Annotated in this window: 14 protein-coding genes; 10 read left to right on the top strand and 4 right to left on the bottom strand. The window is 59.6% G+C overall.

The window, feature by feature from the left end; all coding sequences use genetic code 11:
- The first annotated feature begins 511 nt into the window (after window positions 1–511).
- The 6 genes from fadB to AC4IHP_RS24080 all read left to right on the top strand — a co-directional run bounded on the left by fadB (window position 512) and on the right by AC4IHP_RS24080 (window position 7,951).
- Entirely contained in the window at window positions 512–2,659 is a 2,148-nt protein-coding gene (gene fadB / locus AC4IHP_RS24105; protein WP_024013640.1) for a fatty acid oxidation complex subunit alpha FadB, read from the top strand.
- 29 nt (window positions 2,660–2,688) lie between these two features.
- Entirely contained in the window at window positions 2,689–3,864 is a 1,176-nt protein-coding gene (gene fadA, locus AC4IHP_RS24100) for an acetyl-CoA C-acyltransferase FadA (RefSeq protein ID WP_016775495.1), read from the top strand.
- A 93-nt stretch (window positions 3,865–3,957) separates the two neighbouring features.
- Window positions 3,958–4,194, top strand: coding sequence for a DUF1653 domain-containing protein (locus AC4IHP_RS24095; protein ID WP_460120416.1), 237 nt, complete (start codon window positions 3,958–3,960; stop codon window positions 4,192–4,194).
- 114 nt (window positions 4,195–4,308) lie between these two features.
- A complete protein-coding gene (gene topA / locus AC4IHP_RS24090) occupies window positions 4,309–6,942 on the top strand; it encodes a type I DNA topoisomerase (RefSeq protein ID WP_129999684.1) in 2,634 nt (877 codons plus the stop codon).
- 144 nt (window positions 6,943–7,086) lie between these two features.
- A complete protein-coding gene (locus tag AC4IHP_RS24085; RefSeq protein WP_490832923.1) occupies window positions 7,087–7,611 on the top strand; it encodes a DUF6586 family protein in 525 nt (174 codons plus the stop codon).
- A 106-nt stretch (window positions 7,612–7,717) separates the two neighbouring features.
- Window positions 7,718–7,951, top strand: a complete 234-nt coding sequence (locus tag AC4IHP_RS24080) for a hypothetical protein (protein ID WP_007953047.1) — start codon at window positions 7,718–7,720, stop codon at window positions 7,949–7,951.
- A 96-nt stretch (window positions 7,952–8,047) separates the two neighbouring features.
- Here AC4IHP_RS24080 and sulA read toward each other — a convergent pair whose 3' ends face one another.
- Complete coding sequence (gene sulA / locus AC4IHP_RS24075) at window positions 8,048–8,521, bottom strand: SOS-induced cell division inhibitor SulA (RefSeq protein WP_460120412.1); 474 nt, start codon at window positions 8,519–8,521, stop codon at window positions 8,048–8,050.
- Between the two features lie 10 nt (window positions 8,522–8,531).
- Window positions 8,532–9,140 (bottom strand): transcriptional repressor LexA, encoded by a 609-nt coding sequence (gene lexA, locus AC4IHP_RS24070; RefSeq protein WP_016775490.1) that lies wholly within the window; start codon window positions 9,138–9,140, stop codon window positions 8,532–8,534.
- Window positions 9,141–9,369: 229 nt separating this feature from the next.
- Between lexA and AC4IHP_RS24065 the strand changes: the two genes are divergently transcribed.
- From AC4IHP_RS24065 to AC4IHP_RS24050, 4 genes are all read left to right on the top strand, one after another.
- Window positions 9,370–10,077, top strand: coding sequence for a TetR/AcrR family transcriptional regulator (locus AC4IHP_RS24065; protein WP_042609037.1), 708 nt, complete (start codon window positions 9,370–9,372; stop codon window positions 10,075–10,077).
- Between the two features lie 170 nt (window positions 10,078–10,247).
- Complete coding sequence (gene nagZ, locus AC4IHP_RS24060) at window positions 10,248–11,246, top strand: beta-N-acetylhexosaminidase (protein WP_490832929.1); 999 nt, start codon at window positions 10,248–10,250, stop codon at window positions 11,244–11,246.
- A 12-nt stretch (window positions 11,247–11,258) separates the two neighbouring features.
- On the top strand, window positions 11,259–11,996 hold the full coding sequence (locus AC4IHP_RS24055; RefSeq protein WP_490832922.1) for an S-methyl-5'-thioinosine phosphorylase: 738 nt from the start codon (window positions 11,259–11,261) through the stop codon (window positions 11,994–11,996).
- A gap of 9 nt (window positions 11,997–12,005) precedes the next feature.
- A complete protein-coding gene (locus AC4IHP_RS24050; protein ID WP_490832921.1) occupies window positions 12,006–15,299 on the top strand; it encodes a DEAD/DEAH box helicase in 3,294 nt (1,097 codons plus the stop codon).
- A gap of 122 nt (window positions 15,300–15,421) precedes the next feature.
- On the opposite strand, the gene AC4IHP_RS24045 is transcribed toward AC4IHP_RS24050, so the two are convergent.
- Both AC4IHP_RS24045 and AC4IHP_RS24040 read right to left on the bottom strand, forming a co-directional pair.
- Window positions 15,422–18,112 (bottom strand): SNF2-related protein, encoded by a 2,691-nt coding sequence (locus tag AC4IHP_RS24045; RefSeq protein ID WP_490832920.1) that lies wholly within the window; start codon window positions 18,110–18,112, stop codon window positions 15,422–15,424.
- Between the two features lie 11 nt (window positions 18,113–18,123).
- Window positions 18,124–18,705 (bottom strand): CsiV family protein, encoded by a 582-nt coding sequence (locus tag AC4IHP_RS24040; RefSeq protein WP_490832919.1) that lies wholly within the window; start codon window positions 18,703–18,705, stop codon window positions 18,124–18,126.
- Window positions 18,706–18,710 lie beyond the last annotated feature (5 nt).

Genomic DNA, 18,710 nt, shown 5'->3' with positions numbered 1-18,710 from the left:
TCACTGCAACGGTGCGGAGCGTCTGGCAGACGCGCAATAAAAAGCCCGACATGATTCGTCGGGCGGGTTGGCCAGGCAGGCCGGTAATCTTTTTTGCCGCAGGCGCTTTGATTGCCTCGGCAAATTTCCTCGCTGTCCACCCAGCGTAGCCTTCTGCACAGGGCTCGGCGGAAATTAGGGCGACTTTTCTAACTATTGATTCTATGAATGGTTGAACATCGGGGCGAGTGTTGCTGCTCATTATGGTGCAGAAATGACTGCAAAGTCGCGTTTCAGCCCGAATTTAGGGCGATTGACAATTGTCGGAAATTCCGTGAAGGTGACGTACCCGAATCAAACGGGCGTATGAATTGAGCGTTTGTCTTACAGACTGCTCCTACAGAATCCCGACTATCGCGTTGGCGGGTGTGCCAGGCGGACGGTGTCAGCATCGACGAACAAAGCGTCCTTCTGAGCCATAAGCCTGCGTCCGACGTGTACTGTTCAGCTTCCATATCGTGGAGATCAGTTGATGATTTACGAAGGTAAAGCCATCACGGTTAAAGCTCTTGAAAGTGGTATCGTCGAATTGAAATTCGACCTCAAGGGTGAGTCCGTCAACAAGTTCAACCGTCTAACCCTGAACGAACTGCGTCAGGCCGTAGACACCATCAAGGCAGATGCTTCGATCAAGGGTGTGATCGTCAGCAGCGGCAAGGACGTATTCATCGTCGGCGCCGACATCACCGAATTTGTCGACAACTTCAAGCTGCCGGATGCCGAGCTGGTTGCTGGCAATCTCGAAGCCAACAAGATCTTCAGCGATTTCGAAGACCTCAACGTGCCAACTGTCGCGGCCATCAACGGCATCGCCCTCGGTGGCGGTCTGGAAATGTGCCTGGCGGCCGACTATCGCGTCATGTCCACCAAGGCCAAGATCGGTCTGCCGGAAGTCAAACTGGGCATCTACCCAGGCTTCGGCGGTACCGTACGTCTGCCACGCCTGATCGGTGTCGACAACGCCATCGAGTGGATTGCCGCCGGCAAGGAAAACCGTCCTGAAGACGCGCTGAAAGTCAGCGCCGTCGACGCTGTGGTCGCCCCTGAGAAGCTGCAGGAAGCTGCCCTTGAGCTGATCAAGCGCGCCATCTCTGGCGAGTTCGATTACAAAGCCAAGCGTCAGCCGAAACTTGAAAAACTCAAGTTGAACGCCATTGAGCAAATGATGGCTTTCGAAACCGCCAAAGGTTTTGTAGCTGGTCAGGCCGGTCCGAACTACCCGGCGCCGGTCGAAGCGATCAAGACTATCCAGAAGGCCGCGAACTTCGGTCGCGACAAAGCGCTGGAAGTGGAAGCAGCAGGCTTCGTCAAACTGGCGAAAACCTCTGCCGCGCAGAGCCTGATCGGCCTGTTCCTGAACGATCAGGAACTGAAGAAAAAGGCCAAGGCCTACGACGAAATCGCCAAAGACGTGAAGCAGGCCGCTGTACTGGGCGCCGGTATCATGGGTGGCGGTATCGCCTACCAGTCGGCTTCCAAAGGCACGCCGATCCTGATGAAGGACATCAACGAGCACGGTATCGAGCAGGGTCTGGCTGAAGCCGCCAAGCTGCTGGTCGGCCGCGTTGACAAGGGTCGCATGACCGCCGCGAAAATGGCTGAAGTGCTCAACGGCATTCGTCCGACGCTGTCGTACGGTGACTTCGGTCACGTCGATCTGGTTGTCGAAGCTGTGGTCGAGAACCCGAAGGTCAAGCAAGCGGTACTGGCTGAAGTCGAAGACAAGGTCAAAGAGGACACCATCCTCGCGTCCAACACCTCGACCATTTCCATCAGCCTGCTGGCCAAAGCCCTCAAGCGTCCGGAAAACTTCGTCGGCATGCACTTCTTCAACCCGGTGCACATGATGCCGCTGGTGGAAGTGATCCGTGGCGAGAAGTCCAGCGAGCTGGCGATCGCGACAACCGTTGCCTATGCGAAGAAAATGGGCAAGAACCCGATCGTCGTCAACGACTGCCCGGGCTTCCTGGTCAACCGCGTGCTGTTCCCGTACTTCGGCGGTTTCGCCAAACTGGTCAGCGCCGGTGTCGACTTCGTGCGTATCGACAAGGTCATGGAGAAATTCGGCTGGCCAATGGGTCCTGCGTACCTGATGGACGTGGTCGGCATCGACACCGGCCACCACGGTCGTGACGTGATGGCTGAAGGTTTCCCGGACCGCATGAAGGATGACCGTCGCTCGGCCATCGACGTGCTGTACGAAGCCAAGCGCCTGGGCCAGAAGAACGGCAAGGGCTTCTACGCCTACGAGGCCGACAAGAAAGGCAAGCAGAAGAAAGTCGCCGATCCGTCGGTACTCGAAGTGCTCAAGCCGATCGTTTACGAGCAGCGCGAAGTCACTGACGAAGACATCATCAACTGGATGATGATCCCGCTGTGCCTGGAAACCGTGCGTTGCCTGGAAGACGGCATCGTTGAAACCGCCGCCGAAGCCGACATGGGTCTGGTCTACGGTATCGGTTTCCCTCCATTCCGTGGCGGTGCGCTGCGCTACATCGATTCGATCGGTGTTGCCGAGTTCGTTGCCCTGGCTGACCAGTACGCTGATTTGGGCGCGCTGTACCACCCGACCGCGAAGCTGCGCGAAATGGCCAAAAACGGCCAGAGCTTCTTCGGTTAAGCGCCCCCAACTAGAGTGAGAGTGAACTTATGAGCTTGAATCCTAGAGACGTCGTGATTGTCGACTTCGGTCGTACTCCGATGGGCCGCTCCAAGGGCGGCATGCACCGCAATACCCGCGCCGAAGACATGTCGGCGCACCTGATCAGCAAACTGCTGGAACGCAACAGCAAGGTCGACCCGGCGGAAGTCGAGGACGTGATCTGGGGTTGCGTCAACCAGACCCTGGAGCAGGGCTGGAACATCGCACGCATGGCGTCGCTGATGACTCAGATCCCGCACACCTCCGCAGGCCAGACCGTCAGCCGTCTGTGCGGTTCGTCGATGAGCGCGCTGCACACTGCTGCGCAAGCGATCATGACCGGCAACGGTGACGTGTTCGTGGTCGGCGGCGTCGAGCACATGGGCCACGTGAGCATGATGCACGGTGTCGATCCGAACCCGCACATGTCGCTGTACGCGGCGAAAGCCTCGGGCATGATGGGTCTGACCGCTGAAATGCTCGGCAAGATGCACGGCATCACCCGCGAGCAGCAGGATGCCTTTGGCGTGCGTTCCCACCAGTTGGCTCACAAGGCAACCGTGGAAGGCAAGTTCAAGGACGAAATCATCCCGATGCAGGGTTACGACGAGAACGGTTTCCTGAAACTGTACGACTACGACGAAACCATTCGTCCGGAAACCACCCTGGAAAGTCTGGCGGCGCTCAAGCCGGCTTTCAATCCGAAGGGCGGCACCGTGACTGCCGGTACTTCGTCGCAGATCACTGACGGTGCTTCGTGCATGATCGTGATGTCGGCGCAGCGCGCCCAGGACCTGGGTATCCAGCCTATGGCAGTAATCCGTTCGATGGCGGTGGCGGGTGTGGATCCGGCAATCATGGGCTATGGTCCAGTGCCGGCGACACAAAAAGCCTTGAAGCGTGCGGGCCTCGGCATCAACGATATCGACTTCTTCGAGCTCAACGAAGCTTTCGCCGCACAGGCTCTGCCAGTGCTGAAAGATCTGAAAGTGCTCGACAAGATGAACGAGAAGGTTAACCTGCACGGCGGCGCAATCGCCCTGGGTCACCCGTTCGGTTGCTCCGGTGCGCGTATTTCCGGCACCCTGTTGAACGTGATGAAGCAGAATAGCGGCACCTTCGGGGTGGCCACTATGTGCATTGGTCTCGGCCAAGGCATCTCCACCGTCTTCGAACGCGTTTAAGCGTCTCGTCGATGGAAGCCGGGGCCCAGTGCCCCGGTTTTTGTTTTTGGGTTTTTTATTTATTTTTGAAAAGATTTCAGTGAGGGCCGAAGCATGCCGATACAACCTGGGCTCTACCAACATTACAAAGGTCCGCAATACCGTGTATTCAGTGTTGCGCGGCATTCCGAAACCGAAGAAGAAGTGGTCTTTTACCAAGCCCTGTATGGCGATTACGGCTTTTGGGTGCGCCCGTTGAGCATGTTCGCCGAGTCGGTCGAGGTTGACGGCGAGCAGGTGCCGCGCTTTGCTTTGGTGCAAGCCGAACCGAGCCTTTTTGACAAGGTTTGAGGCAACTGCGCAAAGAACCCTGCGCTTGACCTCACCTTGTATCAACTATATATAGCGGTGCCGCGTCAGGCGCCAACCGCCTTTCACTTCTAGAATTCAGGAATTTTCTGATCCATGGGCAAATCGCTGGTCATTGTGGAATCCCCGGCTAAGGCCAAGACCATCAACAAGTATCTGGGTAACCAATACGTGGTGAAGTCGAGTATCGGCCATATCCGAGACCTGCCCACCAGCGGTTCGGCTAGCGCCAGCAAAGAGCCAGCCGCCAAGCGTGGCAAGGCTGCTGCGGGCGAAGGTCCGGTGCTCTCGCCGAAAGACAAAGCGCGCAAGCAGCTGGTCTCGCGTATGGGCGTCGATCCCGAACACGGCTGGAAGGCCAAGTACGAGATCCTTCCCGGCAAAGAGAAAGTCATCGAAGAGCTGCGCCGGCTCGCCAAGGATGCTGACACCATCTATCTCGCAACCGACTTGGATCGCGAGGGGGAAGCCATTGCCTGGCACCTGCGCGAAGCCATCGGTGGTGACGACAGCCGCTACAAGCGCGTGGTGTTCAACGAGATCACCAAAAAGGCGATCCAGGAAGCCTTCTCCGAGCCGGGCGAACTGGACATTGATCGTGTCAACGCCCAGCAGGCGCGTCGCTTCCTCGACCGCGTGGTTGGCTACATGGTGTCGCCGTTGCTGTGGGCCAAAATCGCCCGTGGGCTGTCCGCCGGTCGCGTGCAATCGGTTGCCGTGAAGCTGGTGGTCGAGCGTGAGCGAGAAATCCGTGCGTTCATTCCTGAAGAATACTGGGAAGTGCACGCTGATCTCGGCACTGCCAAAGGCTCGACCGTGCGTTTCGAAGTGGCTCGCGAAAAAGGCGAAGCCTTCAAGCCGCTGAACGAAGCCCAGGCCATGGCCGCGCTGGAGAAACTCAAGTCTTCCAGCTACAGCATCGTCAAGCGTGAAGACAAGCCGACCAGCAGCAAACCCTCGGCGCCGTTCATCACGTCGACCTTGCAGCAGGCTGCGAGCAACCGCCTCGGTTTCGGCGTGAAGAAAACCATGATGATGGCCCAGCGTCTGTACGAAGCCGGCTACATCACTTATATGCGTACCGACTCGACCAATCTCTCGGCCGACGCCGTGGCGATGGCGCGCACTTACATCGAGGACGAATTCGGCAAGAAGTACCTGCCGGAAACGCCGAACGTTTATAGCAGCAAGGAAGGCGCGCAGGAGGCCCACGAAGCGATTCGTCCGTCCGACGCCAATACCACGCCAAGCAAGCTGGCGGGCATGGAGCGCGATGCTGAGCGTCTGTACGAGCTGATCTGGCGTCAGTTCCTCGCCTGCCAGATGCTGCCGGCGCAATACCTGTCGACCACCGTCAGCGTCGGTGCTGGCGACTTCGAGCTGCGCGCCAAGGGCCGTATCCTCAAGTTTGACGGTTACACCCGTGTGATGCCGCAAATTGCCAAGCCCGGCGATGACGACGTGCTGCCGGACATGGCCCAGGGCGATGTGATGAAGCTGATCAAGCTCGATCCGTCGCAACACTTCACCAAGCCACCGGCGCGTTACTCCGAAGCCAGTCTGGTCAAGGAAATGGAAAAACGCGGCATCGGTCGTCCTTCGACTTACGCTGCAATCATTTCGACCATTCAGGATCGCGGTTATGTGACCTTGCACAACCGTCGTTTCTACTCGGAAAAGATGGGTGACATCGTCACCGAACGTCTGTCCGAGAGCTTCTCCAATCTCATGGACTACGGCTTCACCGCCGGCATGGAGGAGAATCTCGATGACGTGGCGCAGGGCGAACGCGACTGGAAAAACGTGCTCGACGAGTTCTACGGCGACTTCAAAAAGAAACTCGAAGTAGCGGAAAACCCGGACAGCGGCATGCGCGCCAACCAGCCGGTCATGACTGACATTCCGTGCACCACCTGCGGTCGTCCGATGCAGATTCGTACCGCATCGACTGGCGTGTTCCTCGGCTGCTCGGGCTACAGCCTGCCGCCGAAAGAACGTTGCAAGGCCACGGTCAACCTGGTGCCAGGCGATGAAATCGCCGCGGACGACGAGGGAGAATCGGAGTCGCTGGTACTGCGTGGCAAGCATCGCTGCCCGATCTGCAGCACGGCGATGGACGCTTACCTGCTGGACGAAAAGCGCAAGTTGCACATCTGCGGCAACAACCCGGATTGCGCCGGTTACGAAATCGAAGAGGGCAGCTATCGCATCAAGGGCTACGAAGGTCCGAGTCTTGAGTGCGACAAGTGCGGCAGCGAGATGCAGCTCAAGACCGGCCGTTTCGGCAAGTTCTTCGGTTGCACCAACCCTGAGTGCAAGAACACGCGCAAACTGCTGAAGAGCGGTGATGCAGCGCCGCCGAAGATGGATCCGGTGAAGATGCCTGAGCTGAAATGCGAAAAGGTCAACGACACCTACATCCTGCGGGACGGTGCCTCCGGGCTGTTCCTGGCCGCCAGTCAGTTTCCGAAAAACCGCGAGACCCGCGCCCCGCTGGTGATCGAGATTCTGCCGCACAAGGACGAGATTGATCCGAAATATCACTTCCTGTGCGAGGCTCCGCAAAAGGATCCTGACGGCCTTCCAGCGGTCATCCGCTACAGCCGCAAGACCAAGGAGCAATACGTGCAGACCGAAGTCGACGGCAAGCCTACGGGCTGGAAGGCGTACTACGATGGCGGCAAGTGGACAGTTGAAGACAAGCGCAGCGCAAAGGCCAAGGCTGAGTAAGCGTTAGTCTCAACAACAAAAAGGCCGCATGAAACCTTCGGGATTTCATGCGGCCTTTTTGTTTTGTGCTTGCGCTGGCATCGGCTGATCCATGACACTGCCGGGCCTGTGTGAAGCAATTATTTCGTTGTGGAGGCTGCCGTCATGGCCCACGAACTCTATACCCGCACCAACCAGAAGATCTATTTCGCCGGCCTGTCACTCGAAGCTCTGGCTCGTGCTGAAGAGGGGCGGGCGATGAATTCTCTGGCGCTGATCCAGGCCGGGCGTGAGTCGGCGTTGTTCCACTTATACGGCGCACTGCTGGGTTTGTGCCATGAGATTGCTGGCTTCTATCGTCTGCCGCAGGCCCAATCGCCGCGGGCAGAGGAGTTGTTGAAGCGCGAAGTGCTGGAATCGATAGCGATCCCGGAGCTGGCCGAAATGGTCGAGCTGGCCGGTAATCCGGAAACCTGGCTGGCGAAACTGCTGGCGGCGCACGCAGCACTGTTTCAGCCACCGAGGGCACCACGCAAGCCGAAAGGCGACGTAACGCAGCCGCTGATTCAAGCGATTAATCTTGATGAAGAAGAGCCGCCAGAAGAGCTAAGTCGAGAGGAGTTGGAGAGCTGGCGGCAGAACCTCAAAGGTCTGGCCCTGCGTTTCCGGGAAGGCTTGAACGAGTGCTGAGGTAGTTTGGCGCAGTGGCAATCTGAAACATGCTGCTGGTCAAGATCCCGAGCGAAGCTCGAATGATGTCTATATAATCGCTGCCTTTCGTGGAGAACAGACCTATATGCCAACGTCCTTTCTAGAGATTGTCGAGTTACCAGACGGCCGAATCGAACTGCGCAGGGCTGAGGACGAAGGTTCTCTGGTGACGCTGGATTTCTCCGAGGACGCCAAAGCGTTCCTGCAAGGCCAGCACGTTGAAATCGCCAAAGCGATGTTGAGCGTTGGCGTGCAGATGGCAGGTCGCATGGTTGAAGGTGAGTTTGATAAGGATGAGGGGCCGCGGGTTCTTCATTGATCGCGCCTTGGCCGTTTCTCGGTCGTTTGCGCTACAGATCGGCTTCTCTGTCCCTGGAGAAGCCCTGCGCTTCACACAGCGCGCATTATCCAGCAATCAACCCAAACGAATATTCAGACTCTGAGCTTCGCCCGTCCGCGCGGCGCTGATCAGTTGTTGCCGTGAATTGGCATTCAGCGGGTTGAGCCAGGTGACTACGGTATGGCTGCGACCCAGGCGCAACGCTTCGCAGGCCAGTTGCTGGGCACTTTGAGTGCCGCGCGGTTGCAGCAGCAGGATGCGCTCGCGGTTCAGGCCGGCATCGCGTAGCCATGCTTGTGTAAGGCTGGCGGGTGGAGCGATCAGCGTCAGCCAGCGCGCATCCTGATCTTCGCTGAGCTCACGCAGGATCGGCGCGAGCAGGTTCAGGCAGTTCCCGGCCGCACCCCGCAGTGACAGCTCACTGAAGGCGTCAGGTTTGGCATTCCAGTCACGCTCGACCACGTCTTTCAGAATCGGCGCTATCGGCTGCGCCAGAAACGCTTCGAATAAAGGCAGTTGTGTTTGCTGAGGTGTGTGTGGGAACTGCATGGAGCCTCCTTTAGCGGCGAATGACGCCGACACTCAAGCCTTCGATCACCAGTTCCTGATCTTTCAGGTCGACTTCGATAGGGGCGAACTCGGGGTTCTCGGCGATCAGCCAGACTTTGCTGCCTTCGCGCTTGAAGCGTTTGACCGTCACTTCGTCGCCGATACGGGCGACCACAACCTGGCCGTTACGCGCTTCGCGAGTGGTGTGCACTGCCAGCAGGTCACCATCGAAAATACCGATGTCCTTCATGCTCATGCCGTGCACGCGCAACAGGTAGTCGGCGCGAGGATGGAAGAAGGTCGGATTGATGTTGCAGGATTCTTCGATGTGCTGCTGGGCGAGGATCGGCGCGCCGGCAGCCACTCGACCAATGATTGGCAGGGTGGAGTCATCGGCCTTGGCTTCGAAGCCGGGAATACGGATGCCGCGGGAAGCGCCCGGGGTCATCTCGATCGCGCCTTTGCGGGCGAGGGCCTTGAGATGTTCTTCCGCCGCGTTTGGCGATTTGAAACCCAGTTCCTGAGCGATTTCCGCACGGGTGGGCGGATAGCCGTTGTCTTCGAGGCAACGTTTGATAAAGGCCAGAATCTCGGCTTGGCGTGGCGTCAGCTTTAGCATATTGATCGCTCTGTCTTTTTATACAGTGACTGGGATTATATACAGTGAAGCAATCTTGGCAATGGGCGTTTTTTTGCCGCCCGCCGAGCGGTCACGATGAGCGTTTATTAATGCCAGCGCGTTGTATGGTTAAATAGCTGACCGACCATTCCCAAAACGAACCGGCAGGCTTGACAAGGCACAGGCTGAAACGTATGTTTCAAACAAGTGTTTGTCAGGCGGAGTAGCCATGGCCCAGTCGGAAACCGTTGAACGCATTCTTGATGCTGCCGAGCAGTTGTTCGCGGAGAAAGGATTCGCTGAAACCTCATTGCGTTTGATCACCAGCAAGGCTGGCGTCAATCTGGCTGCGGTGAATTATCACTTCGGCTCGAAGAAGGCGCTGATCCAAGCGGTGTTTTCGCGTTTCCTCGGACCGTTCTGCGTCAGCCTCGACAAAGAGCTGGAGCGCCGTCAGGCCAAACCGGAAAACAAGCCGACGCTCGAAGAGCTGCTGGAAATACTCGTCGAGCAAGCACTCGTCGTGCAGCCTCGCAGCGGTAACGATCTGTCGATCTTTATGCGCTTGCTTGGCCTCGCGTTCAGTCAGAGCCAGGGCCACTTGCGACGTTATCTGGAAGACATGTACGGCAAGGTGTTTCGCCGCTACATGCTGCTGGTCAACGAAGCGGCGCCACGCATTCCGCCGATCGAGCTGTTCTGGCGCGTGCACTTCATGCTCGGCGCCGCAGCGTTCAGCATGTCCGGGATCAAGGCCCTGCGCGCGATTGCCGAAACTGATTTCGGCGTCAATACCTCCATTGAGCAAGTCATGCGCCTGATGGTGCCGTTCCTCGCGGCCGGCATGCGCGCCGAAACCGGCGTTACCGATACAGCCATGGCCAGCGCGCAATTGCGTCCGCGCAGCAAGTCCACGCCGGTCGCCGCCAAGGTTTGACCGCGCACGGGTGGGCGCGGCAGCTGCTATCCGCTAAGCTAGCCGGCCATGCCGACTCTCGTACTGAACCCGATCTGCATGAATTCTGCTGACCGTCCGGGCACTGCCCAGGGAAGCAGGTGCATGCCGATCGGGTTTTTCGTTTTCAAGGAATCTCTATGACTGCTGGCCTGCAAGGCTCGTTGATGGTGGACGTCGCCGGTACCTGGCTGACGGCCGAAGATCGCCAATTGTTGCGTCAGCCCGAAGTGGGCGGCCTGATCATTTTCGCCCGCAACATTGAGCATCCACGTCAGGTGCGTGAACTCAGCGCCGCGATCCGCGCGATTCGCCCGGATCTGCTGCTGGCGGTGGATCAGGAAGGCGGGCGCGTGCAGCGCTTGCGTCAGGGTTTCGTCCGTCTGCCAGCGATGCGCGCCATCGCAGATAACCCGAATGCAGAGTATCTCGCCGAGCAATGCGGCTGGATCATGGCCACCGAAGTGCTGGCCGTCGGGCTCGACTTGAGTTTCGCCCCTGTATTGGACCTGGACTATCAGCGCAGCGCCGTGGTCGGCACCCGTTCCTTCGAAGGGGATCCCGAGCGCGCAGCCTTGCTCGCCGGTGCATTCATTCGCGGCATGAACAGCGCCGGCATGGCCGCTACCGGCAAACATTTCCCGGGCCATGGCTGGGCCGAAGCCGACTCCCACGTGGCGATCCCGAACGACGAGCGCAGTCTTGACGAGATCCGCGCCAACGATCTGGTGCCCTTCGCCCGTTTGAGCAAGCAACTGGCCGCCGTGATGCCGGCCCACGTCATCTATCCGCAAGTCGATTCACAACCCGCCGGTTTCTCCCGACGCTGGCTGCAGGACATCCTGCGCGGCGAATTACAGTTCGATGGCGTGATCTTCAGCGATGATCTGTCGATGGCCGGCGCCCACGTGGTCGGCGACGCTGCCAGCCGCATCGAAGCCGCGCTCACTGCTGGCTGCGACATGGGCCTGGTATGCAACGACCGCGCCGCTGCCGAACTGGCGCTCAGCGCGGCGCAGCGCATGAAGGTCAAGCCTTCGGCACGTATTGCCAGGATGCGCGGTCAGGCCTTCGCCAGCACCGATTATCGTCAGGACCCGCGTTGGCTCACCGCCCTCGGCGCGCTCAAAGACGCTCAACTGATCGATTAAGGATTTTTCGTTATGACCGTTTACGCAATCATCGGTGGCACCGGCCTGACTCAGCTCGAAGGCCTGAGCATTCGCCAGTCGCTGGCAGTCGACACCCCGTACGGCGTGCCTTCGGCCGAGGTGCAGATTGGTGAGTACGCCGGCAAGGAAGTGTTGTTCCTCGCCCGTCACGGTCACCCGCATCGCTTCCCTCCGCATAAGGTCAACTACCGCGCCAACCTCTGGGCGCTGAAGCAGGCCGGTGCCGAAGCGATCATCGCCGTTAACGCGGTGGGCGGGATCCACCCGGCCATGGGTACCGGGCATTTCTGCGTGCCGCACCAGATCGTCGACTACACCAGCGGGCGCGAGCACACCTATTTCGCCGATGATCTGGAACACGTCACGCACATCGATTTCAGCTTTCCCTACAGCGAGCCGTTGCGTCAGCAATTGATTGCCGCAGTCGCCGCCGAAGGCTGCGAATACAGCGATCAAGGCGTGTACGCCTGCACTCAGGGTCCGCGTCTGGAAACGGTGGCCGAGATCGTTCGACTGGAACGTGACGGCTGCGACATCGTCGGTATGACCGGCATGCCGGAAGCGGCGCTGGCCCGTGAGCTGGATCTGGATTACGCCTGCCTGGCGCTGGTGGTGAATCCGGCTGCGGGCAAGACCACCGAAGTCATCACCATGGCCGAAATCGAGCAGGCCCTGCACGACGGCATGGGCAAGGTGAAATCAACGTTGGCCCGGGTGCTGGCCAGCTAAGTACTGTCCATGAGCATTTTCATCGAGCGGCTCAAAGGGCTGACATGGACCCACGCATTCAGTAGCAAGGCGTTGGCCAAGGCCCGGGCTTATGTCGCCGATGACCGGGTCGAGATCCTCGAGATCGATGACAAGAAGATAGAGGCGTTCTGCGTCGGATCGCAACTTCAGGCGTATGAGCAAACCATTTACCTGTCAGAAGATCGGTTGGGATCGGTTAGCTTGCGATGTCTGTGCAGCTGTCCGGTTGCACTGGACTGCAAGCACAGCGCGGCGGTGCTCTATCACCTGCTGGGCACGGGTGAGGATGCGTCTGGAAGTGATGCGCAGACCCCGTTGGGACGAGCGCTGGAGCATTGGCTTTCAACAATTCCCGTGCCGGCCAAGCCCGCTGAACAAAGTGCGCAAACCGCAGGCACGCGTCTGTTTTACAAGCTCAAAGCCACGTCTGCGAACGGCAAGTGGCTGCTCGATATTTTCAAGGTCAATCAGCTCAAGAGCGGGGTCTTACGCGAAGTCAAACCGATGTACTCGCTCTCGGAAATGCTCATGCGCCAGCCGGGCTACCTGTCCGAACTGGATCTGCGCATCGCCAGGCTGTTGGTCGCGATGCATTCCCATCACGCCTATTACAGCGGCTATCCGCTGGAAGGCAGCAGCGGCGCCGAACTGCTGGACATGCTCCTGCGTACTTCGCGTCTCTTCCTCGACTTCGAAGACCTGCGGGCGCTGACACCGGGCGCGAAACGCGTGGGCCGGTTCTCTTGGGCTGAGCAGGCCGATGGCGGATTCCGCGCGCAATGGAGCAGTGCCGAAGCCGCGCAGGAAACCGTGCTGGCGCTGGAGCCGCTTTTTTACCTCGATCGTGAGCTGCGACAGGTTGGCCCTCTGTTCACTGAACTGGAAGAAAAGCTCGCCTGCCACTTGACCCTGGCGCCAGACATTTCGGCGCGGCAAGCCATGCAGTTCAGTCATCGCATGAGCGCGGCGACCAACATTGCGCCACCGCACAAACTCACCGAACGGATCATCGATGACGTGCTGCCGCAGCCACAACTGACCCTGGTCAGTGGTCGCGAGCGCTCGCGCTGGGAATACGTGCTGGAGCACCGCGCCGCTCTGCTGTTTACCTACAACGGTCATCCGGCGGTGGATCGCAACCCGGAAGTGATGATCCTCAACGGCAGCGAAACCCAGCGCATTCAGCGTCAGCCTGCGCTGGAAAAGAAGCTGCGCCAGAACCTGCAAAAACATGGCTTCAAGAAAGCCACGCGCAAGAGTGCAATGGACCGTCCTGGCGAGATGTTTACCTTGCCGGATGATTCCGCCTGGCTCGGATTCATGCATGAAGGGCTGGCTACACTGCGCGCCGCGAACTGGGAAATCGACATCAGTCCCGGCTTTCATTTCAATGTGCAGCCGGTTGAGCAGTGGTACGCCGAGGTTGAAGAAGAGGCCGGGCATCAGTGGTTTGATCTGCAGTTGGGCATCGTCGTCAACGGCGAGCGCTACAGCTTGTTGCCGATTCTTCTGCACCTGTTGCGGACCCAGCCGCGCTTGCTCGACCCGGTCAATCTGGCGGAGCGCAGCGATGATGAAAAACTCCTGATCGAGCTCAAGCCCAGCGGTTTTGGCGACCCGGCGGGCGCCAAAGTCGCGTTGCCGCTGAGTCGGGTCAAACCGCTGATGGCAACGCTGGGTGAGCTGTACCTGGGCGGCCATCAGGGCGACACGCTGCGCTTGACCGCTCCAGACGCCGCGCGTCTGAGTATGCTCGATGGCGTGCCGTTGGACTGGCAGGGTGGCGAACGCCTGCGCACTTTTGCCAAGCGTCTGCAGAATTCCAGTCACGCACAGGTTGCTGCGCCGGCCGGCCTCAATGCGCAGCTGCGCCCGTATCAGCTCGAAGGCCTGAACTGGATGCAGACTCTGCGCGAGCTGGAGGTCGGCGGCATTCTGGGCGATGACATGGGCCTGGGCAAAACCCTGCAAACCCTGGCTCATCTGCTCACTGAAAAACACGCCGGGCGTCTCGATTGCCCCGCACTGGCGGTGATGCCGACCAGTCTGATTCCCAACTGGCTCGACGAGGCCGAGCGCTTCACGCCGCAGTTGAAGGTCCTGGCGCTGCACGGCACCGGGCGGCACAAAGACTTTGCCAATCTGGGCGAATACGACTTGGTGCTGACCACTTATGCATTGCTGCCCAGAGATCTGGAGATTTTGCAGCCGCAGTCATGGAGCGTGCTGATTCTCGACGAAGCGCAGAACATCAAGAACCCGCTGAGCAAAGCCGCGCAGGCCGCCCGTGATCTGCAGGCCCGTCAGCGCTTGTGTCTGAGCGGCACGCCACTGGAAAACCACCTTGGCGAGCTGTGGTCGCAGTTCCATTTCCTGATGCCCGGCTGGCTCGGCGACAGCAAATCCTTCAACCGCGATTACCACACGCCGATCGAGAAGCACGGCAATGTGCAGCGCATGCAACACCTGACCGCGCGCATCAAGCCGTTTTTGCTGCGGCGCAAGAAGGATCATGTCGCCACCGAGTTGCCGCCGAAAACCGAGATTATCCACTGGGTCGAACTCAGCGATGGTCAGCGCGACGTCTATGAGACGGTGCGCGTGGCGATGGATAAAAAGGTCCGCGACGAAATCGCCCGCAGTGGCGTGGCGCGCAGTCAGATCATCATCCTCGATGCGTTGCTCAAGCTGCGCCAGGTCTGCTGCGATCTGCGCCTGGTCAATATGCCGCTCACGGCGAAGGCGTTGCGCTCGGGCAGCGGCAAGTTGATCAGCTTGATGGAGATGCTCGAGGAATTGCTCGGCGAAGGTCGGCGCATCCTGCTGTTCTCTCAGTTCACCTCGATGCTGGCGCTGATCGAGCAGGAGTTGCAGCAGCGCGGGCTCGGTTATTCGCTGCTGACCGGCGACACCACCGACCGGCGCACGCCGGTCAAGGACTTCCAGGGTGGCAAGGTGCCGTTGTTCCTGATCAGCCTCAAGGCCGGCGGTACCGGTCTGAACCTGACGGCGGCGGACACGGTGATCCACTTTGACCCGTGGTGGAACCCGGCAGTGGAGAATCAGGCGACCGATCGGGCTTATCGGATCGGGCAGAACAATCCGGTGTTCGTCTACAAGTTGATTGCCAAGGGTACCGTGGAGGAGAAGATCCAGGCGTTGCAGCAGGAGAAGGCTGCGCTGGCGGGGGCGGTACTGGAAGGTGGCACGACGGGGGGATTCAAACTGGAACAGGGTGATATCGAGGCGCTGTTTGCGCCGTTGCCGGTTTCCAGGGGTTGAAGGGTTTGAATCGCGGTGTGGCCATTCGCGAGCAGGCTCGCTCCCACAATTGATCTTCAGTGAATCTGGATCGTGTGGCAGCGAGCCTGCTCGCGAAAGCTATCTAACCAGCAACGCCGATTTCAGCGCTTATCGCTCTTGTCCGGCAACGGCGCAAACAGCGCTTCAATATCATCGCTCTGCAACTTCCAGTCCCCGGCCTTGCGCCCATCGAGCACGCCCGCCGCCAGGTCGGACTTTTCCTTTTGCAGGTGCTGAATTTTCTCTTCCACCGTGCCCCGGGCAATCATCTTGTAGACGAACACCGGTTTTTCCTGACCGATCCGGTACGCGCGGTCGGTGGCCTGATTCTCGGTCGCCGGGTTCCACCATGGGTCGTAGTGAATCACCGTATCGGCTTCGGTCAGGTTCAAGCCGACACCGCCGGCCTTCAGGCTGATCAGAAAAATCTGACGCGTGCCGCTCTGGAATTCCTTCACTGGTGTGCGTCGATCGCGGGTCTGGCCGGTGAGGAGGGCGTAAGCGATCTTGCGTTTTTTCAGTTCCTCTTCAATCAATGACAGCATCGAAGTGAATTGCGAGAACAGCAGAATCCGCCGGCCTTCCTCGAACAACTCCTCCAGCATTTCCATCAGGCTGTCGAGCTTGCCCGAAGTGCTGCCGCGCGCGGGCAGGGTGGCGTCGTTGACCAGGCGCAGATCGCAGCAGACCTGGCGCAGCTTGAGCAGCGCTTCGAGAATGATGATCTGGCTGCGCGCCACGCCTTTGCGGGTGATCTCGTCGCGGACCTTCTTGTCCATCGCCAGGCGCATGGTTTCGTACACGTCGCGCTGCGCTTCGTTGAGTTCGACCCAGTGAATGATTTCGGTTTTCGGCGGCAGCTCAGTGGCGACCTGCTCTTTGGTGCGGCGCAGCAGAAACGGTTTTATCCGACCGTTGAGGTGCTGCAATCTGACTTCACTGCCGCGCTTTTCGATCGGCACGCGGTAGTCGGCATTGAAGCTTTTCACGTCGCCGAGCCAGCCGGGCAGCAGGAAGTGGAACAGCGACCACAGCTCGCCCAAGTGGTTTTCCAGTGGCGTGCCGCTAAGGCACAGGCGCTGGCGCGCATTCAGCTCGCGCGCGGCCTGGGCGGCTTTGCTATTGGGGTTCTTGATGTATTGGGCTTCGTCCAGCACCAGCACGTGCAGCGGCTGTTTGGCCAGGCGCTCAACGTCCTTGGACAGCAGGGCGTAGGTGGTGAGGATCAGATCGAAGTCGGCCAGATGGTCGAAGTGCTTTTTGCGCGTGGCGCCATACAGTGCGAGCACTTTCAGCTGCGGGGTGAAGTGTGCCGCTTCATCGAGCCAGTTCGGAATCAGGCTGGTCGGCATCACTACCATGCACGGACGATCGAGGCGTCCGGCGTTCTTCTCGCTGAGAATATGCGCCAGGGTCTGTAGGGTTTTGCCCAGGCCCATGTCATCCGCAAGAATCCCGCCGACTTCCAATTGCCGCAGCGATTGCATCCAGCTCAAGCCTTCGAGCTGATACGGGCGCAGCGTCGCGTTCAAACCTTGCGGCGCTTCGGCGCTGAAATCGCGGATGTCGCGCAGGCGCTGCGCGAAGGTGCGGATCTGCTCGCCGCCTTCCCACAACAGCGGCAGGCCTTCCAGTGAATTGAGCCTGGTCGCGTCAGCCTTGCTCAGGCGCAGCGTTGTTTCGCCCGGCTCCTGCAAATAGAACTCGCCCAGCGTCATCAATACCGGCTTCAAGCGGCCGAGCGGCAGCGCCACTTGCAGCGGCCCGTGCTCGCTGGTGCGTTGCGGAATGTTCACCAGAATCAGCTCGTCATCGCGACGGCGGGCGAGGCGTTCCGGGTTGAGGATCTCGGTGTGCGAGCGCATCAGATTGAGCAGGATCGGCAGCAGGCTGAGGCGTTCGCCGTTGACGATGATGCCCAGCTCCAGATCGAACCAGTCGCGCTCCGGCGCCTGTTCGACCGTGGCGTACCAATCGTCGACGGCGGTCAGGTCGAAGCCGAATTCCTCATCGATCTGCAACTCCCAGCCTTGGCTGCGCAACTTCGGCAAATCATTCAGAGTGAAGGTCAGCCAGGCGCTGTCGTTGACCATTTCATACAGTTCGCCGGCGCTTTCCGGCAGCGCTTTGCTCTGCCGGGTGGCGATGCGGAAACCGAGGATACGTAACTGTTCGCGGTACGACTGTTCGACATCCGGGTGACGTTTTATCCGCAGGGTCTGGGCTTCCTGACGGATCAGGATATCGCTGTTTTTTTGCCCGCTGACGTATTCGTCCAGATAGCTGAACGACAGCGCCGCGCGATGCTGAATGTAGCGCTGCATCTTGCCGTTGCGCGGCTCGAAGGCGCTGAACTCGACGCTCGCCAGCCATAGGCGCGGCACCGGCTGCACATTGTCCACCAGCACTTGCGGTGGCGCTTTCGGGCTGCGGTTTTCCAGCACGGCCTGGAGCTTTTCCAGCAGCTCGGCATCTTTCGCGGCGGCGGGGTAGTCGAGGGTCTCCTGGATTTTCAGCAGCACCGCAGCACAGTGTTTGCAGTTGCTGCGCACCGGGCAGGTGCAAGTGGCGTCGACCAGCAGCAGGGTGGCTTTGGCTGACTCACGCAGATGGATGGTCTGCCGGTAAACGCTACCGCCGGAGCCTTCGCAACTGGCGGTGATGGTCGCATCGCCGACCTGGGCGATGCGCACCCGATTCTCCAAAGCGTAGCGGCGGCCGCGCTCCAGGCTCTGTTCTTTGAATCGGCTGACCCACGACGGGGCCAGCGGTTTGCTCAGGGGTGGCGGCATAAGGACTTCGGTCAGTCCGGCACGACTTCAGGCGCTTCACGCGGCGCTGGTGCGGTGAGGGAAGTGATCTTGATCAGCAGGGCCAAGTGGCCGTTGTCGAGGTAGTTGAGCTGGCCGTTCTTGGTGTGGCTGTCCTGGCGCAGGCGCTCGCTGGCGGTGACCAGACCGTTGGCGTCGATCTGATTGACCCAGAAATCGGCGGTCACGTCGGTGAAGCGGCCGAGTTTCATTTCCAGCGTGCCCTCGATCGGGAACTGGCCGAACTGTTCCTGACCTTCGCTCACAGCGACTTTCGCCGGCGCTTCGCCGAGGCTCTGCTGCCAGGCTTTGTGCATCAGCACGGTGTACTCGCCGCTGGCGGTGAGTTTGCTCACTACATCATTCAGCGCTGGGGTGCGCTGACTGTCGTTGCCCAAACGCTGGGCGCCCGCCGCCCAGTCTTCCGGGGCGGCGCGGCTGACGATTGCTGGCACGGCATTCTGGCGCACCAGAATCATTTCGACCTGATAGGTGTCATCGGCAAACGCCACTGGTGCTGCCACTGTCATCAAGAGCGGAGTGAGCAACAAAGTCAGAGAGCGGAACAGGCGCATTGGGC

This window comes from Pseudomonas sp. UF-293 (genome assembly GCF_058245595.1).
The sequence above is the reverse complement of the archived record's forward strand: the minus strand, read 5'-3'. Positions and strand labels throughout refer to the sequence as shown.

Excerpts from the sequence above, each read along its gene's own strand:
- fadB (WP_024013640.1), top strand. The coding sequence starts at position 512 with ATGATTTACGAAGGTAAAGCCATCACGGTTAAAGCTCTTGAAAGTGGT.
- fadA (WP_016775495.1), top strand. The coding sequence starts at position 2,689 with ATGAGCTTGAATCCTAGAGACGTCGTGATTGTCGACTTCGGTCGTACT.
- AC4IHP_RS24095 (WP_460120416.1), top strand. The coding sequence starts at position 3,958 with ATGCCGATACAACCTGGGCTCTACCAACATTACAAAGGTCCGCAATAC.
- topA (WP_129999684.1), top strand. The coding sequence starts at position 4,309 with ATGGGCAAATCGCTGGTCATTGTGGAATCCCCGGCTAAGGCCAAGACC.
- AC4IHP_RS24085 (WP_490832923.1), top strand. The coding sequence starts at position 7,087 with ATGGCCCACGAACTCTATACCCGCACCAACCAGAAGATCTATTTCGCC.
- AC4IHP_RS24080 (WP_007953047.1), top strand. The coding sequence starts at position 7,718 with ATGCCAACGTCCTTTCTAGAGATTGTCGAGTTACCAGACGGCCGAATC.
- sulA (WP_460120412.1), bottom strand. The coding sequence starts at position 8,521 with ATGCAGTTCCCACACACACCTCAGCAAACACAACTGCCTTTATTCGAA.
- lexA (WP_016775490.1), bottom strand. The coding sequence starts at position 9,140 with ATGCTAAAGCTGACGCCACGCCAAGCCGAGATTCTGGCCTTTATCAAA.
- AC4IHP_RS24065 (WP_042609037.1), top strand. The coding sequence starts at position 9,370 with ATGGCCCAGTCGGAAACCGTTGAACGCATTCTTGATGCTGCCGAGCAG.
- AC4IHP_RS24055 (WP_490832922.1), top strand. The coding sequence starts at position 11,259 with ATGACCGTTTACGCAATCATCGGTGGCACCGGCCTGACTCAGCTCGAA.
- AC4IHP_RS24050 (WP_490832921.1), top strand. The coding sequence starts at position 12,006 with ATGAGCATTTTCATCGAGCGGCTCAAAGGGCTGACATGGACCCACGCA.
- AC4IHP_RS24045 (WP_490832920.1), bottom strand. The coding sequence starts at position 18,112 with ATGCCGCCACCCCTGAGCAAACCGCTGGCCCCGTCGTGGGTCAGCCGA.
- AC4IHP_RS24040 (WP_490832919.1), bottom strand. The coding sequence starts at position 18,705 with ATGCGCCTGTTCCGCTCTCTGACTTTGTTGCTCACTCCGCTCTTGATG.